Origin of the sequence: Nocardioides silvaticus, assembly GCF_003160695.1 — a bacterium.
Taxonomy (GTDB): Bacteria; Actinomycetota; Actinomycetes; order Propionibacteriales; family Nocardioidaceae; genus Nocardioides; species Nocardioides silvaticus.
The window spans coordinates 553,129-569,091 of sequence record NZ_QGDD01000002.1; the positions used below are offsets into that span (position 1 = coordinate 553,129).

The window sequence follows — 15,963 nt, forward strand, 5'->3', positions numbered from 1 at the left end:
TGCAACATCCCTCCGAGTAGGGTCGTAGTCAGGTATCGACCAGGAGGTGTGAGCCGATGTCGAGCATGGGTGCTGACGGGCGTCGCCAGAGCCGCGAGGAGCTCGAGGAGCAGGTGCGCTACCTCGAGGCCGAGATCAACGACCTGCGTCACCGGCTGACCGAGACCCCGGGTGGGGGGTCGCGCTCGCTGGAGCTGCGGCTCGCCGACGCCCAGCGCTCGCTCGCGGCAGTGACGGCACAGAACGAACGGCTGGCCGGCACCCTGCGGGAGGCGCGCGACCAGATCCTCAAGCTCAAGGAGGAGGTCGACCGGCTCGCCCAGCCACCGGCCGGGTTCGGCACGTTCCTCCAGCGCAACGAGGACGACTCCGTCGACGTGCACACCGGTGGCCGCAAGCTGCGCGTCAGCGTGAGCCCCAACGTCGACCTCGACTCCCTGCGGCGCGGCCAGGAGGTCATGCTCAACGAGGCGCTGAACGTGGTGGCGGCGTTCGACTACGAGACGGTCGGCGAGGTCGTGATGTTCAAGGAGCTGCTCGCTGACGGCGAGCGGGTGCTGGTCATCGCCAACGCCGACGAGGAGCGCGTGGTCCGGCTCGCGGAGCCGCTGCTCGACGAGACCCTGCGCGCGGGCGACTCGCTGCTGCTCGACGCCCGCGCGGGCTACGTCTACGAGCGGGTGCCGAAGTCGGAGGTCGAGGAGCTGGTCCTCGAAGAGGTCCCCGACATCACCTACGAGACCATCGGCGGGCTCGGCAACCAGATCGAGATGATCCAGGACGCCGTCGAGCTGCCCTACCTCTACCCGGAGCTGTTCGCCGAGCACGAGCTGAAGCCGCCGAAGGGGATCCTGCTCTACGGCCCGCCGGGCTGCGGCAAGACGCTGATCGCGAAGGCGGTCGCGAACTCGCTGGCCAAGAAGGTCGCCGCCAAGACCGGCGCGGAGGGGAAGTCATACTTCCTCAACATCAAGGGCCCCGAGCTGCTCAACAAGTACGTCGGCGAGACCGAGCGCCACATCCGGCTGGTGTTCCAGCGGGCCCGGGAGAAGGCCAGCAGCGGTACGCCGGTGATCGTGTTCTTCGACGAGATGGACTCGCTCTTCCGGACCCGCGGCTCGGGCGTCTCCTCCGACGTCGAGAACACCATCGTCCCCCAGCTGCTCAGCGAGATCGACGGCGTCGAGCTGCTCGAGAACGTGCTGGTCATCGGCGCCTCGAACCGCGAGGACATGATCGACCCCGCGATCCTCCGGCCGGGCCGGCTGGACGTGAAGATCAAGATCGAACGGCCCGACGCGGAGTCGGCACGCGACATCTTCAGCAAGTACCTCACGTCGAACCTGCCGCTCCACACCGACGACCTCGCCGAGTTCGGCGGCGACCCGGCCGCGACGGTCCAGGGCATGATCCGCGCCGCGGTCGAGCGGATGTACTCCGAGACCGAGGAGAACCGCTTCCTCGAGGTCACCTACGCCAACGGCGACAAGGAGGTCCTGTACTTCAAGGACTTCAACTCCGGCGCGATGATCCAGAACATCGTCGACCGCGCGAAGAAGATGGCGATCAAGGACTTCCTCGACCACGACCAGAAGGGGCTGCGGATCTCGCACCTGCTCCAGGCCTGCGTCGACGAGTTCAAGGAGAACGAGGACCTGCCGAACACGACCAACCCCGACGACTGGGCCCGCATCTCCGGCAAGAAGGGCGAGCGGATCGTGTTCATCCGCACGCTGATCACCGGGAAGCAGGGCACAGAGCCGGGGCGGTCGATCGACACGGTCTCCAACACCGGTCAGTACCTCTGAGGGTCAGGCGCGCGCCTCGATCAGCAGGTTGTACGGCGTCTCCGCGGCGACCACGGCGTGGCTGAACCCCGCGTCGACGAAGGCCTGGAGCAGCCGCTTCGGACCGGCCTGCGCCCCCAGCGCCTCCCCGCCCTGGTCGATGCTGTTCGGCACGCAGAGCGCGGAGCTGGCGGCGAAGTAGGTCAGCGCCACCGGGCTGCCGATGCCCGCCTCGAGGGTGTCCTCGGCGTACGGCTCCACGGCGAGCACCCGGCCGCCCGGGGCGAGGTGCTCGCGGGCGTGGGCCAGGGCGCCGACCGGGTCTCCCATGTCGTGCACGGCGTCGAAGAAGCAGATCAGGTCGTAGCTGCTGTCGTACGACGTCGCGTCGGCCTGCCGGAACGTGACCCGCCCGGAGACACCGGCCTCGGCCGCCGCCGCGATGGCGCGGCGGACGGACTCCTCGTGGTAGTCCACGCCGTCGAAGGTGGAGCCGGGGAACCGCTGCGCCATCAGGATGTCGGCGGAGCCGAGCCCGCAGCCGACGTCGAGCACCCGGATGCCCGCTTCGAGCTCCTCGGTCAGGCCGTCGATCGCGGGGATCCACTCCTGGACGAGCGAGTTGCGGTACTGGGTCGCGAAGAACCGGTCGACGCCGGAGTAGAGACGCGAGTCGTGCTCGTGCCAGCCGACCCCGTCACCGGTGACGTAGGCGTGGGCGAGCTGGTCGGCTGCGGCCCACACGGCGGCGATGACCTCGAACCCGGCGATCCCCGAGGCGAGGGTGTTCTCGTCGGCCAGGACCAGGCCGTGCTCGGCCGGCAGTGAGAACGACCGCGTCGGCGCGTCGTACTCGATGTAGCCGCCAGCGGCCTGGGTCGACAGCCACTCCTGGAGGTAGCGCTCGGCGACGCCGCACCGCTCGGCGAGCTCGGCGACCGTGAAGCGGTCACCCGCCGCAAGCGCGCGCCAGATCCCGAGCCGGTCACCGAGGTAGACCAGCACGCCGTTGTAGGCGGCGGCCCGGTCCAGGGCGACGCGGGTCGCGAAGCCTTCGAGGCGGGCGAGGTCGAGGGCGGTCTCGACGTCGGTGTCGATGTCGGTGTCGATGTCGGTGGTGGTCATGGTCCTTCTCCTTCTGCTGGACAGCGCCCGGTGGCGCCGCTGGTGCCCTACCGTCACGTCCCGTGCTGGCAGGGCGCTGCCGCGCCACCACCACCGCCGGCGAGAGCCGTGACAGAGCCGTGACAGCGGTGGCCCGGAGCATCGGCGACATGACTCACGACCTGATCACTCCGTGCGCCGACGGGCTCGTCGGCGGGACCGTGGGCGCGGCCGACGTCGCGCGGCTCGGCACGGTCCTCGGCGTGTGGGCGCACCCCGACGACGAGGCCTACCTCTCCGGTGCCCTGCTGGCCGCGCTGGCGGCCGTCGATCGCCCCGCCGTGTGCGTCACCGCCACCCGCGGGGAGGCCGCGGACCCGGACGCCGGGGCGCGGGCGAGAGCGGCCCTCGCTGCGGTCCGCACCCGGGAGCTCGAGGACGCGCTGGCCATCCTCGGTGTCTCCGACCACCACTGGCTCGACCTGCCCGACGGCGGGTGCGCCGAGGTCGACGCCGCGGGACCCGTGGCGCGGATCCGGGCCGTGCTCGACCAGGTGCAGCCGGACACCGTGCTCACCTTCGGCCCGGACGGCGTCACCGGGCACCCCGACCACCGCGCCGTGAGCCGCTGGGTGGACCTCGCGCTCGACCAGGCGGGCGGCGACGTGCGGCTGCTCCACCCGGTCGAGACGCCGGCGACGGCGCAGCGCGACCGTGAGCTCGACGAGGACTTCGGTGTCTACGAGCTCGGCCGGCCGCGCATCGTCACGCCCGAGGAGGTCGTCGTGCACCTGGTGCCCGACGACGCCCTGCTCGACCGCAAGGTGGCGGCCCTGCACGCCCAGGCGTCGCAGACGTCGGGGCTGATCGACGCGGTCGGCATCGAGCGGTTCCGGCGCTGGGTCTCGGTGGAGGTGTTCGCGGCGCCCGCTCGTTGAACCGCGGAAATCGGGAGAAATCCCCGGTTCAGCTGCGGCATCGTAGGCGGGTGCCCGACCCCGCCGCCGTCGACCGGACGTCGCTCCCGCTGCGGGTCGACCTGCTGGGGCCGCTCGCGCTCCGGGTCCGCGGCACCGAGGTCGACGTGCCGGGCGTACGACGACGCACCCTGCTCGCGCTCCTGGCGCTGGCCGCCGGCCGGGTGGTCGGTGCCGACCGGCTCGTCGACGGGTTGTGGCCCGACGCGCCACCGGACAACGCCGTGCAGGCGCTCTACAGCCACGTGTCCCGGCTCCGAGGCCACCTCGGGCCGCTCGCCGACCGGCTCGAGCGTCACGGTGGCGGCTACCTGCTGCGTCTGGAGCCCGGCGAGCTGGACCTCGACGCGGCGCGCCGGCTCGGGACGGCGATCGGGGACGGCCGCCCGCCGGTCGAGGCCGCCGCGCTCGGGAGGGCGGCGCTCGAGCTGTGGCGCGGTCCGGCCCTCGAGGAGTTCCGCGCGGTGCCCGAGCTGGAGGTCGAGGCCGTCGCCGTCGAGGAGCTGCGGCTCCGACTGGTCGACGACCTGTTGGAAGCGAGGCTCGCCACCGGTGAGCACGGGATCGTGGTGGACTCGGCCCGCGCTACGGCAGCGGCCCCGCTGCGGGAGCGGACGGCCCTGCTCCACGTCCGTGCGCTGGCTGCGGAGGGCCGCACGGCGGACGCGATGGCAGCGGCCCAGGACTTCCGGCGCCGGGTGATCGAGGAGGCCGGGCTCGACCCGTCGCCGGCCCTCGCCGAGCTCGAGCAGCAGGTGGCGGCGGGAGGGCTCGCGCCGGCCTCGGCGGCCCCTCCAGCCGCGTCGACCACGCCGACCCCGCCGTCCCGTCCCGCTCGACGGGTGCGCTCCGAGGGCCCCCTCGTCGGCCGTCGGCACGAGCGGGCGGAAGTGACCCGGCTGCTTTCGACGCACGGGATGGTCACCCTCGCCGGTCCGGGCGGGGTGGGCAAGACCCGACTGAGCCTCGACATCGCCGCCGACCCGCACGAGCCCGGGCTGCCGGCCGTGGTGGTCGACCTCGCCGCGGTCGACCGGCCCGAGCGGGTGTGCCAGGCCGTCGTCACGACCCTGGGCCTCCGGCTCGACGGCGACGCGACGGCCGACGAAATCGCCGGCGCGTTGTCCGAGGCGCACCTGCTGGTGGTCCTCGACAACTGCGAGCACGTCAGCGACGCCGCCCGCCGACTGGTGGAGGCGCTCGGGAGGGGCGCGGCCGGTGTCGCGGTGCTGGCCACGTCCAGGGCCAGCCTCAACGCGGCCGGGGAGTACGTCGTACGCCTCCAGCCGCTGTCAGTGCCCCGCGACGCGACGGACCCGGCCGCGTTCGACCGCCACGACGCCGTCCGGGCCTTCGTGGAACACGCTCGCCGGCGACGTCCGGACTTCGACCTGGCCACCGCGGACCCCGACGACCTGGTCGAGGTGCTGCAACGGCTCGACGGGCTGCCGCTCGGGATCGAGCTGGCGGCACGCCAGGTCGCGGTGATGCCGCTGCGCGACGTCCGGGAGCGGCTCAGCCGGGCTCTGGACCTGGCGACGGGTCGCGGTGACCGCGACGACGAGCGGCAGCGGACGCTGCGAGCGACGATCGACTCGTCGTACTGCCTGCTCGCTCCCGGGGAGCAGGCGCTGCTGAGAGCGTTGGCGCCGTTCCCCGGTGGCGCGGACCTGGCGACGGTCGAGGCCGTCGCCGACGATCTCGGCCCGGCCGTCGACGTGGCGGACCCGGTCGACGCGCTGCACCGGCTGGTCGACGTCTCGCTGCTCACAGCCGACCCCGTGAGCGGCCGATACCGGCTGCTCTACACGGTGCGCGCCTTCCTGCTCGACGAGCTCACTCGGCTCGGCGAGCTCGAGCGTGCCGAGGAGCGCTTCCTCGACCGGTGCCTGACGGTCGCCGTGGACGTCGGACGCCGGATCATGGGGCCCGAGGAGGTCGCGATGGATGCGCATCTCCGGGCCGAGCTCGACAACTTCCGCGCAGCACGGGACGTTGCGAGGACGCGAGGCCGCGACGACGTGCTGGTCGGGATCACCCTCGCGCTCGAGGAGGGTTCGATCTGGCGGGACCTGCGGGAGCTGTGGGCCTGGGCGCTTGAGCTGGCCGACGATCCCCGTCTCGCCGGGCACGAGAGCGAGGTGGAGGTGGTCGGCGCCGCTGGCGAGGCCGCCCGGCTGGTCGGCGACCTCGACCGGGCCCGGACGCTGGCCGAGCGGGCGATCGCCCTCGCCGGCCCGGACGCCACGCCAGCGCAGCTGCACCGCCCGCTCCGCGTGCTCGGCTCGGTGGCCCACTTCCGTGGGGACTTCGCCCGGGCCGCGGAGCTCTGGGTCCGTTCGGGCGAGGGCCGCCGCGTCGTGAGCGGCGCCTGGCTGGCCTCCGCTGCGCTCGCGACTGCGTACGGAGGCGACCACGAGCGGGCGCGGGAGCTGCTGGACCGAGCACACCCCGCGATCCGGAGGTCCGGCTGCGGGTCCCACGCCGCGTTCGCGGCCTACGTCGAGGGCGAGCTGCGCGCGACCACGTCGCCGGCCGAGGCAGTCGGCTGCTACCTGGAGGCGATCGAGATGGCCCGGCGGGCCGGCACGACCTTCGTCGTCGGGGTCGCCAGCGTGGCGCTGGCGTCGGCCCGCACCCGGCTGGGCGACCTGCCCGCAGCCGCACGGGACTTCGCCGAGCTGCTCGACCTCTGGCAGCGCACCGGCCACGCCACCCAGCTCTGGACGACGGCGCGCAACGCCGCCGGCCTGCTCGCCGAGGCCGGGCGGCACCGGACGGCGGCGCTGCTGCTGATGGTCGCCGACGTCCAACCGGGTGCCGCGGCCGTCGGGCCGTCGATCGCGCGCCACAGCAGCCGGGTCTACGTGTCGGTCGACGACCTCGTGCCCGCCCAGGAGCTGACGTCGGTGCGCGCCGAAGCGGACCGGCTCACCGCCGGCGAGGTGCTGGACCGCGCACGAGCCGAGCTGATGGCGGTCGCCGGTTGAGCCGGGCGCGTCAGTCGCGCAGCGCCCAGGCCTTGGCGACGTTGAACAAGCCGTAGGCGGCCAGACCGACGGCGATCGCGCCGAGCAGCCACGGGCCGTACGGCGCGTCGCGGAGCTCGCGCAGCGCCTGGTCGAGCCCGGCGGACTTCCGGGCGTCGTGGGTGAGTGCCGCCCACACGAACAGGCCGCCGATCATCGCGAACGCGGCGCCCCGCGCGACGAACCCGGTGCGCGCGATCGTGGCGAGCGCGGTGCCCGTGCTCCCGGACCGGGCGCCGTGCTGCAGGTCGTTCTCCCACCGGTCGCTGAGACCCTGGTGGACGCTGTTGAGGCCGAAGCCGATGATCCCGACGCCGACCGCCCCGACCAGCCAGGGACCGAACGGCAGGTCCATCAGCTTCGAGGTGTAGGTGTCGGTGCCCCCGCCTCCGCCGCCCGACGAGCTGCCGAACACGATCTGGGCGGCCAGGAACGCCAGCACGGCGAAGACTACCGCCCGCGCTCCCGAGCCGGCGCGGGCCGCGACCCGCTTGCCGCCGTCCCGGTCGGTGTGGCCGCCGACGGCCTCGCAGACCTCCCAGACCGCCAGGGCAGCCAGCCCGATCGCGGCGACGACGAGGACGACCTCCCCGAACGGCTGCCGGGCGAGCTCGCGGAGCGCGCCGTCGCCCGACGCCTTGCCCTCGCTGTCGCCGAGTGCGAGCTGGACGGCGAGCACGCCGACCACGAAGTACACGACGCCGTACATGACGAAGCCCAGCCGCGCCATCCACGACAGGGCCGCGGTGTCCTGTGCCTCGCGCGCTTGTTCCTTTACCGACATCTGCGAACTCCCTCCGGCCGCGAGGGTGGTACCCCGCGCGGGCGGGTCCAACGCACGGGTCAGTAGCTGTCGAAGGTCACCCGCGGCTCGTCACCGTCGAGATCGACTTCGACGGACACGTAGAACGTCGACGTCTCGGTCTCCTCCACCCAGCTCGGCTTCCCGAAGCCGTAGCTGTCGTCGTATTCGTAGGTCGCGGACGCCTCGCCGGGCGCGTCGGAGGAGAGGTTCGCAGGAAAGCTGCCGTAAAAGCCGTCCCATGAGACCGTCGGCATCTGGTCCAGGCGCCACTCGAGGTTTCGCTGCTCGTCGCCGTAGGGGTAGATCTCCTGCGGGCAGTCGGCGGGGTCCGGCTCGGTGGCTGTCATGCAACCCTCGACCCAGCCTTCGATCTCCGTCTGGACAAAGGTCGTCAGCGCCTCGGACGGTTCCGGCTCGGGGGTCTCGGCGTAAGTGCCCCACGAGCCGGGGGAGACCACCGTCTCGGTCTCCACTGGCTCGAGCCACTCGCTGTCGCCGTACGGGTTGACCACGTAGCTGCCGGGGAGCGCCCAGAGGTCGACGTCGGAGCCGGCCCCAGCCGGCACCTCGACGCCGTTGACCTCGACCGACGAGCTCGACTCGGGGACCGAAACGGTGAGCTCGCTCGCCAGACCGCCATCGGTCACCTTCCAGGCGCTGAAGAACAGCGCCCGGCTGCCGTCCTCCTCGAGGCTCAACTCGACGCCGTCGCCGTTCTCCACTCCTTCGAGGTCCACGGTGACCGTCACCGTGTCGCCGAACTCCTGGAGGTCGGTGATCTCGTAGCCGGTGATCCGATCCCCGGCCGCCTCGTAGACCTCGTTGGTCAGCAGAGCGTCCGCGGCTTCGTCGTCGTCCACCGGCGATAGCTCGGCCGCGCGCTCGGCGTCACCCTCCACGAGCGCGTCCAGGTAATCCTCCGCGTACGACTCGGGGGAGTACGCCGAGCTCCCGACGACGCTCACCACGATCCAGACACCCAATCCGAGACCGCCGACGACGGCGGCGCCAATGAGCGCCTTCTTGGCGCGGGCGCGGTCGGACGGCGACATCGGGATCCGCTGCACGGGCACTGGTGCCGGGGGCCGAAGGTGGGAGGGGCCGACCGCCAGCCGACGAGCGATCGGACCTGGCACCGCCGACGCGAGGGAGGGCGCGACGAAGCGCGACAGCACCTCGATCACGGCGCCCCAGACCGCGAGAACCGGGATCAGCCAGTAGGCGACCCCGAACGTGACGCCTCCGGTCAGCTCGAAGAGCCCGCCGGAGATGCCGACGGTGGAAAGCAGGCAGATCGGCAGGGCGGCAGCACCGAACGCACAGGCCAGCGACGTCCACGAGGCAGGCTGCGCCAGAAGCTCGCGGTCCTCACCGCGGCGCAGGTGCCACGCCGTCGCGGCGGTCACGGTGAGGAGCAACGCGAGCAGCGGCAGGACGACGCCGGGGAACCAGCCCAGGTCCCAGGCGAACTCGTGCGACCCGGGCACGCTCAGTGCGCCGAGGTGGCCCATCCCGAAGGCGACGAGGGCGACGGTCGGACCCCAGACGACGGCGAACAACGCAGCCTCGGGACCGGCGTCGACCAGCAGCCAGAGGACGGCGACCGGGATGCCGGCGGCGACGAACACAAGAACGTACTGGCTCACCAGGTGCGCCGCTCGCCGTCCGTCCGCGGGTAGCCAGTGCGGCCAGAGCGAGCCATGGGCGGCCAGTCGACCGAGCAGGCCGCTCGCGAAGGCGAGGGCGAGAACGCCGAAGAACAGACCGACCGACGCGGCGTGCAGCGAGAGGCCTTCGTCCCGCATCGCCAGCGACCGGGTGGCGACCACGACCAGCACGGCCGTGACGACGCCGCCGGAAGCCGCGAGGAGCACCCGCTCCGGCCCGCTCGCCGACGGCCTCGCCGTCTCGGCCCGACGCGACAGCAGGAAGGCCGCGATGGTGAACACTGCGGTGACGAGCAGCGGCGGAGCGAACAGCGAGACCCTGAAGGCGCCGTCACCGAGCGTCAGCGATCCGCCGAGCGCCATGCCGGCGAGCTGGAACGGCATCCCGACGAGGACGCCGATCGCCTCGATGTCGATGTCGTCCGCCGCGGCGGCGGCGTCGCCGCCGTCGGAGCCCACGGCGATCGCGAGCACCACGAGCACCATCAGCCCGACGGCCGCGGCGAGCGCGAAGGCGTAGGCGAGCAGCGGCTCGACCGCGGCGCGGAGCGCGGCCCGCGCCGTCGGGACGGTGGCGACGACGGTCCGGGTCGGTCCGTTCGGCGGCGGCGGGAGCACCGGAGGCGGAGGGGGAGCGGCTGCGCCGGGGTCCTGGTCGGGAGGCTGCATGCGCAGCAGGATGACCGAGAGGGTCGACGAATCGCGAAACGCAGCGGACTGGGGAGGTGGGCGCGGGCCGCCCGCGTAGGCTGAACACATGAGCGTGCGGCGCGTGATGGGCACCGAGGTCGAGTACGGGATCTCGGTCCAGGGCGTGCCCACGGCCAACCCGATGGTGGCGTCGTCGCAGGTGGTCAACGCCTATGCGTCGGCCACGGTGCGCGCCCGTCGGGCCCGGTGGGACTTCGAGGAGGAGTCGCCGCTGCGCGACGCCCGCGGGTTCGACATGTCCCGGCAGGTCGCCGACCCGACCCAGCTCACCGACGAGGACCTCGGGCTGGCCAACGTCATCCTCACCAACGGCGCCCGGCTCTACGTCGACCACGCGCACCCGGAGTACTCCACACCCGAGGTGGTCTCGCCGCTCGACGTCGTGCGCTGGGACAAGGCGGGGGAGCAGGTGATGCTCGACGCCGCCCGACTGGCCCAGCAGCTGCCTGGCAACCCCTCGATCGTGCTCTACAAGAACAACACCGACAACAAGGGCGCGTCGTACGGCGCCCACGAGAACTACCTGATGCGCCGGTCGACGCCGTTCGCCGACATCGTGCGCCACCTGACACCGTTCTTCGTCAGCCGACAGGTGTTCTGCGGCGCCGGTCGGGTCGGCCGCGGCCAGGACGGGCGCGAGCAGGGCTACCAGATCAGCCAGCGCGCGGACTTCTTCGAGGTCGAGGTCGGCCTCGAGACCACGCTCAAGCGGCCGATCATCAACACCCGCGACGAGCCGCACGCCGATCCCGAGAAGTACCGCCGGCTCCACGTGATCATCGGCGACGCCAACCTCTCGGAGATCTCGACCTACCTCAAGGTCGGCACGACCGCGCTGGTGCTGGCGATGATCGAGGAGCGGTTCATCAGCCGCGACCTCGCCGTCGACACGCCCGTCGCTTCGCTGCGCGCGGTCTCCCACGACCCGACCCTCCAGCAGACCATCACGCTCTCCGACGGTCGCCGGCTGACGGGCGTGCAGCTGCAGATGGAGTACCTCGACCTGGCCAAGAAGTACGTCGAGGACCGGCTCGGCGCCGACGCCGACGAGCAGACCCTCGACGTGCTCGCCCGCTGGGAGGACGTGCTCGACCGGCTCGAGCGCGACCCGATGTCGCTGGCCGACCAGCTCGACTGGGTCGCGAAGCTCAAGCTGCTCGAGCAGTACCGCTCCCGCGACGGCCTGGACTGGGACGACGCGAAGCTGCAGCTCATCGACTACCAGTACTCCGACGTGCGGCCCGAGAAGGGTCTCTACCATCGGCTCGTGAAGGCCGGCCGGATCCAGCGGCTCCTCGACGACGCCGACGTCGAACGGGCGATGACCGAGCCGCCGGAGCAGACCCGGGCCTACTTCCGTGGCCGCTGCCTGGAGAAGTACGCGGCGCACGTCGCCGCCGCGTCCTGGGACTCCGTCATCTTCGACCTGCCCGGGCGGGAGTCGCTGCAACGGGTGCCCACGATGGACCCGCTGCGCGGCAGCAGGGCGCACGTCGGCGACCTGATCGACCGCTGCGACACGGCAGAGGCCCTCGTCGCTGCGCTCACTCGCTAGGCTTTCGAACATGGCCCAGGAGCAGAAGCAGCCGCGCAAGTCCGGCGAGGAGCAGGAGACGACCGAGGTCGCCCCCGAGACCGACGTCGCCGAGCGCAAGGAAGCCCTCGACGACGACGTCGACGCGATCCTCGACGAGATCGACGACGTGCTCGAGACCAACGCCGAGGACTTCGTGAAGTCGTTCATCCAGAAGGGCGGGGAATGACCGACGCCCGCATCCCGGCTGCGTTCATGCAGCCGGGCACCTCGTCGTTCAGCGACTTCCTGAGCGAGAACGCCCCCGACCTGCTCCCCGCACGCAAGTCGCTGCCCGCCGGCAGCGCCGCGGACCTGGCGCCGCACGGCACCACGATCGTCGCCGCCACCTTCCAGGGCGGCCTGGTGATGGCGGGTGACCGTCGCGCGACGATGGGCAACGTCATCGCCCAGCGCGACATCGACAAGGTCTTCCCGGCCGACGAGTTCTCCGTGGTCGGCATCGCCGGCACTGCGGGCCTCGCGGTGGAGATGGTCCGCCTGTTCCAGGTCGAGCTCGAGCACTACGAGAAGATCGAGGGCAGCATCCTGTCCCTCGACGGCAAGGCCAACCGGCTCAGCGCCCTGATCCGGGCCAACCTCGGCATGGCGATGCAGGGCCTGGCCGTCGTCCCCATGTTCGCCGGGTTCGACCTCGACCGCGGCCACGGCCGGATCTTCGGCTACGACGTGACCGGCGGCCGCCACGAGGAGACCCACTTCTTCACCGTCGGCTCCGGCTCGCTGTTCGCGCGTGGCGCGATGAAGAAGCTCTACCGTGAGGACCTGACCGAGCGCGATTGCGTGACGCTGGCGCTCCAGGCGCTGTACGACGCAGCCGACGACGACTCCGCGACGGGCGGGCCCGACCTGACCCGGCGGATCTTCCCGGTCATCCACGTGGTGACCGCCGACGGCGGGCGCAAGCTCCCCGAGGACGAGATCGCCGCCCTCGCCGACGAGGTCGTCGCCGGCCGCATGCAGCGGCCGGACGGACCCAACGCACCCCTGCTCGGGACGGAGGACGCGCGATGAGCATGCCGTTCTACGTCTCGCCCGAGCAGCTGATGAAGGACCGGGCGGACTTCGCGCGCAAGGGCATCGCCCGGGGCCGCTCGCTGGCGGCGGTGCAGTACGCCGACGGCGTGCTGCTCGTGACCGAGAACCCGTCCCAGGCGCTGCACAAGATCTCCGAGATCTACGACCGGATCGCGTTCGCGGCCGTCGGGCGCTACAACGAGTTCGAGAACCTGCGCATCGCCGGCGTCCGGCTGGCCGACATGCGCGGCTACTCCTACGACCGCCGCGACGTGACCGGCCGGGGCCTCGCCAACGCCTACGCGCAGACGCTGGGCACGATCTTCTCCAGCGGCGGCGAGAAGCCCTACGAGGTCGAGATCTTCGTCGCCGAGGTCGGCAGCCTCCCCGAGGAGGACCAGGTCTACCGGCTCACCTACGAGGGCCGGGTCGCCGACGAGCACGGCTACGCCGTCATGGGCGGCGACGCCGAGACGGTGTCCTCGTACCTCGCCGAGCACTACGTCGAGGGTGCCGGCCTCGCCGACGCGCTCGCCGTCGCGGTGGCGGCGCTCGGGCACTCGACCGACGGGGGCCAGACCACCGACCGGGTGATCCCGGTCGGCGACCTCGAGGTCGCCGTGCTCGACCGCACCCGCACCCAGCCGCGCAAGTTCGCCCGGATCCGGCCCGCCCGGCTCGAGGAGCTGCTCGGCGACCGCGGTCCGGAGGAGCACGCGGCACCGGAGACCGACGCTCCTCCGGCACCCACGGCGGACGAACCGGGCTCGGGCGAGCCTCCGGTCGCGCCGCCGCTCTGAGGAGTCGGCTGATCAGCGACGGCGGAGCGTGTCGCGGGGGAGCTCGCCGTACGCCTCGCGGTAGTGGGCGCTGAACCGCCCGGCGTCGGCGAAGCCCCAGCGGGCGGCGATCCTGGTGACCGTCGCCTCGTCGGGGTCCGTGGCCACCAGGTCGGCCCGGGCGCGGTCCAGGCGCACCCGCCGGAGGTAGGTCATCGGCGTGGTCCCGAGGTGCCGCCGGAAGGCGACCTGGAGCGTGCGCACCGACACGTGGCACGCGCGGGCGATGTCGGCGACGCCGATGTCGAGGTCGGGACTCGCGTCGCAGTAGGCCACGGCGCGGCGGACCAGTCCGGGGAGCGCGTCGGCGCGGACGACCGGCTCCGTGGCGTCGTCCGGCGCGAACGCCGACAGCAGACTGGCCGCCAGTAGCCGGGCGGTGCTGCCGAGCACCAGCGGGCTGGTGTCCGCGTCGTCGAGCAGGGTGTCGGCGACGTACCGCACGGTGCGCTGCCAGGCCGCGGCGCGGGCCGGGTCGAGCGGCTCGTAGCGGAGACGCCGGCCGGCGTCCTCCGGTCCGCCGTCGACCTCGTCGAGCAGGTCCAGGTCGATGCCGACCAGCTGCATCCGTGCGCCGTGGACGGTGGTCGCGTACTCGCGGTCGGCCTGGGCGAGCAGGGCGACGTCGCCGGGACCGAGCCTGCGGTGGGTCTGCTCGGTCCACACGTCCAGCTCGCTGTGGAGCATCCGGGCGATGATCACCTGACCGAGGGGCTGCATCGTGTACTCGGTCGTCAGCGAGTTGCTGAACGTGTCGAGGCGGACGGCGCCCAGGTCGGCGCGGCGCTGCTCGAGGTGGAAGCTCTCGCTGTCCTCGGTGACCCGGAGCCGGTTGTCGGCGTACACCTCGGCGACCCGGGCACTTCCGACGTCGGGATCGCTCGTCACGAAGCTGGTGACGATCGGAGCGTGCAACAAGACGGATCACCTCACGGTTCCCGGAGGACCCGGCCGTCGGTCTGTTACGCAGCCGTGCGACGAAACTAGCCCGGAACCGGGCGCAGCGCCACCACCGACATCCCCCACACACTGGTCGCGCACCGTAGGCTCTGGTCATGGACCGCCGGATCTTCGGGATCGAGAACGAGTACGGCGTCACCTGCACGTTCAAGGGCCAGCGCCGGCTGAGCCCCGACGAGGTGGCCCGCTACCTGTTCCGCAAGGTGGTGTCGTGGGGCCGGTCCAGCAACGTCTTCCTCCGCAACGGAGCCCGGCTCTACCTCGACGTCGGCAGCCACCCGGAGTACGCCACGCCCGAGTGCGACGACGTCACCGAGCTGGTCACCCACGACAAGGCGGGGGAGCGGGTCCTCGAGGGCCTGCTGCTGGACGCCGAGCAGCGGCTGCACGACGAGGGCATCGCCGGCGAGATCTACCTCTTCAAGAACAACACCGACTCCGCCGGCAACTCCTACGGCTGTCACGAGAACTACCTCGTCAGCAGGGCGGGGGAGTTCAGCCGGCTCGCCGACGTGCTGATCCCGTTCCTGGTCACCCGGCAGATCATCGTGGGCGCGGGCAAGGTCACCCAGACGCCGAGAGGCACGTCGTACTCGGTGAGCCAGCGGGCCGAGCACATCTGGGAGGGCGTCTCGAGCGCGACCACCCGCAGCCGTCCCATCATCAACACCCGCGACGAGCCGCACGCCGACGCGGAGAAGTACCGCCGGCTGCACGTGATCGTCGGCGACAGCAACATGAGCGAGACCACCACCATGCTCAAGGTGGCGTCCTGCGACCTGGTGCTGCGGATGATCGAGGAGGGCGTGGTGATGCGCGACCTCACGATGGAGAACCCGATCCGGGCGATCCGCGAGATCTCCCACGACGTCACCGGGCGCCGGAAGGTGCGGCTCGCCAACGGCCGCGAGGCCAGCGCCCTCGACATCCAGGGCGAGTACCTCGCCAAGGCCCGCGACTTCGTCGACCGGCGCGGCATCAGCACCCCGATCATCGAGCGCACCCTCGACCTGTGGGAGCGCGGGCTCAAAGCGGTCGAGTCCGACGACCTGGGGCTGGTCGACCGCGAGATCGACTGGGTCATCAAGTGGAAGCTGATCGACCGCTACCGCGCCAAGCACGGCCTACCACTCAGCCACCCGCGGATCGCGCAGCTCGACCTCGCCTACCACGACATCCACCGCAACCGCGGGCTCTACTACCTGCTCGAGAAGCGGGGCGCGGTCGCCCGGGTGACCACCGACCTGCGGATCTTCGAGGCCAAGTCGGTGCCGCCGCAGAACACCCGCGCCCGGCTGCGCGGGGAGTTCATCCGCAAGGCCCAGGAACGACGGCGGGACTTCACCGTCGACTGGGTGCACCTCAAGCTCAACGACCAGGCCCAGCGCACCGTGCTGTGCAAGGACCCGTTCCGTGCGTACGACGAGCGGGTGCAGCGTCTGATCGACGGGATGTAGTTCTTCGGCCTCTGCG

General features: G+C 71.9%; 12 protein-coding genes. 8 read left to right on the forward strand and 4 right to left on the reverse strand.

Annotation, left to right across the window (positions count from 1 at the left end):
• The first annotated feature begins 65 nt into the window (after nt 1-65).
• Nucleotides 66-1,808, forward strand: coding sequence for a proteasome ATPase (arc, locus tag DJ010_RS07540; protein WP_439331691.1), 1,743 nt, complete (start codon nt 66-68; stop codon nt 1,806-1,808).
• A 3-nt stretch (nt 1,809-1,811) separates the two neighbouring features.
• Here arc and DJ010_RS07545 read toward each other — a convergent pair whose 3' ends face one another.
• On the reverse strand, nt 1,812-2,912 hold the full coding sequence (locus tag DJ010_RS07545) for a class I SAM-dependent methyltransferase (protein WP_109692990.1): 1,101 nt from the start codon (nt 2,910-2,912) through the stop codon (nt 1,812-1,814).
• Nucleotides 2,913-3,061: 149 nt separating this feature from the next.
• Here DJ010_RS07545 and DJ010_RS07550 point away from each other — a divergent pair, with 149 nt between their 5' ends.
• Entirely contained in the window at nt 3,062-3,829 is a 768-nt protein-coding gene (locus DJ010_RS07550; protein ID WP_109693167.1) for a PIG-L deacetylase family protein, read from the forward strand.
• A gap of 50 nt (nt 3,830-3,879) precedes the next feature.
• On the forward strand, nt 3,880-6,858 hold the full coding sequence (locus tag DJ010_RS07555; protein WP_146207281.1) for an AfsR/SARP family transcriptional regulator: 2,979 nt from the start codon (nt 3,880-3,882) through the stop codon (nt 6,856-6,858).
• A 10-nt stretch (nt 6,859-6,868) separates the two neighbouring features.
• Here the strand turns inward: DJ010_RS07555 and DJ010_RS07560 are convergent, their stop codons facing one another.
• Both DJ010_RS07560 and DJ010_RS07565 read right to left on the reverse strand, forming a co-directional pair.
• Nucleotides 6,869-7,681 carry a DUF1206 domain-containing protein gene (locus DJ010_RS07560; RefSeq protein WP_109692992.1) on the reverse strand — a complete coding sequence of 271 codons (813 nt, stop codon included), beginning with the start codon at nt 7,679-7,681 and terminating at the stop codon, nt 6,869-6,871.
• A 59-nt stretch (nt 7,682-7,740) separates the two neighbouring features.
• Nucleotides 7,741-10,038 carry a zinc ribbon domain-containing protein gene (locus tag DJ010_RS07565; RefSeq protein ID WP_146207282.1) on the reverse strand — a complete coding sequence of 766 codons (2,298 nt, stop codon included), beginning with the start codon at nt 10,036-10,038 and terminating at the stop codon, nt 7,741-7,743.
• 88 nt (nt 10,039-10,126) lie between these two features.
• Between DJ010_RS07565 and dop the strand changes: the two genes are divergently transcribed.
• Genes dop through prcA form a run of 4 tightly spaced genes read left to right on the forward strand, consistent with a single transcriptional unit; the run spans nt 10,127 to nt 13,491 of the window.
• Nucleotides 10,127-11,635 carry a depupylase/deamidase Dop gene (gene dop, locus DJ010_RS07570; protein ID WP_109692994.1) on the forward strand — a complete coding sequence of 503 codons (1,509 nt, stop codon included), beginning with the start codon at nt 10,127-10,129 and terminating at the stop codon, nt 11,633-11,635.
• A 10-nt stretch (nt 11,636-11,645) separates the two neighbouring features.
• Nucleotides 11,646-11,843, forward strand: a complete 198-nt coding sequence (locus DJ010_RS07575) for a ubiquitin-like protein Pup (protein WP_109692995.1) — start codon at nt 11,646-11,648, stop codon at nt 11,841-11,843.
• Nucleotides 11,840-12,688 (forward strand): proteasome subunit beta, encoded by an 849-nt coding sequence (gene prcB, locus DJ010_RS07580; protein WP_109692996.1) that lies wholly within the window; start codon nt 11,840-11,842, stop codon nt 12,686-12,688. The genes DJ010_RS07575 and prcB overlap by 4 nt, the downstream gene beginning before the upstream one ends.
• Complete coding sequence (gene prcA, locus DJ010_RS07585) at nt 12,685-13,491, forward strand: proteasome subunit alpha (RefSeq protein WP_109692997.1); 807 nt, start codon at nt 12,685-12,687, stop codon at nt 13,489-13,491. The genes prcB and prcA overlap by 4 nt, the downstream gene beginning before the upstream one ends.
• A gap of 12 nt (nt 13,492-13,503) precedes the next feature.
• On the opposite strand, the gene DJ010_RS07590 is transcribed toward prcA, so the two are convergent.
• Entirely contained in the window at nt 13,504-14,448 is a 945-nt protein-coding gene (locus DJ010_RS07590) for a helix-turn-helix transcriptional regulator (protein WP_211318691.1), read from the reverse strand.
• A 137-nt stretch (nt 14,449-14,585) separates the two neighbouring features.
• Between DJ010_RS07590 and pafA the strand changes: the two genes are divergently transcribed.
• Complete coding sequence (gene pafA, locus DJ010_RS07595) at nt 14,586-15,947, forward strand: Pup--protein ligase (protein WP_109692999.1); 1,362 nt, start codon at nt 14,586-14,588, stop codon at nt 15,945-15,947.
• The last annotated feature ends 16 nt before the right edge of the window (nt 15,948-15,963 follow it).

Coding starts and splice junctions, on each gene's coding strand:
- DJ010_RS07545 (WP_109692990.1), bottom strand. CDS start 2,912: ATGACCACCACCGACATCGACACCGACATCGACACCGACGTCGAGACC.
- prcB (WP_109692996.1), top strand. CDS start 11,840: ATGACCGACGCCCGCATCCCGGCTGCGTTCATGCAGCCGGGCACCTCG.
- DJ010_RS07565 (WP_146207282.1), bottom strand. CDS start 10,038: ATGCAGCCTCCCGACCAGGACCCCGGCGCAGCCGCTCCCCCTCCGCCT.
- dop (WP_109692994.1), top strand. CDS start 10,127: ATGAGCGTGCGGCGCGTGATGGGCACCGAGGTCGAGTACGGGATCTCG.
- pafA (WP_109692999.1), top strand. CDS start 14,586: ATGGACCGCCGGATCTTCGGGATCGAGAACGAGTACGGCGTCACCTGC.
- prcA (WP_109692997.1), top strand. CDS start 12,685: ATGAGCATGCCGTTCTACGTCTCGCCCGAGCAGCTGATGAAGGACCGG.
- arc (WP_439331691.1), top strand. CDS start 66: ATGGGTGCTGACGGGCGTCGCCAGAGCCGCGAGGAGCTCGAGGAGCAG.
- DJ010_RS07575 (WP_109692995.1), top strand. CDS start 11,646: ATGGCCCAGGAGCAGAAGCAGCCGCGCAAGTCCGGCGAGGAGCAGGAG.
- DJ010_RS07560 (WP_109692992.1), bottom strand. CDS start 7,681: ATGTCGGTAAAGGAACAAGCGCGCGAGGCACAGGACACCGCGGCCCTG.
- DJ010_RS07550 (WP_109693167.1), top strand. CDS start 3,062: ATGACTCACGACCTGATCACTCCGTGCGCCGACGGGCTCGTCGGCGGG.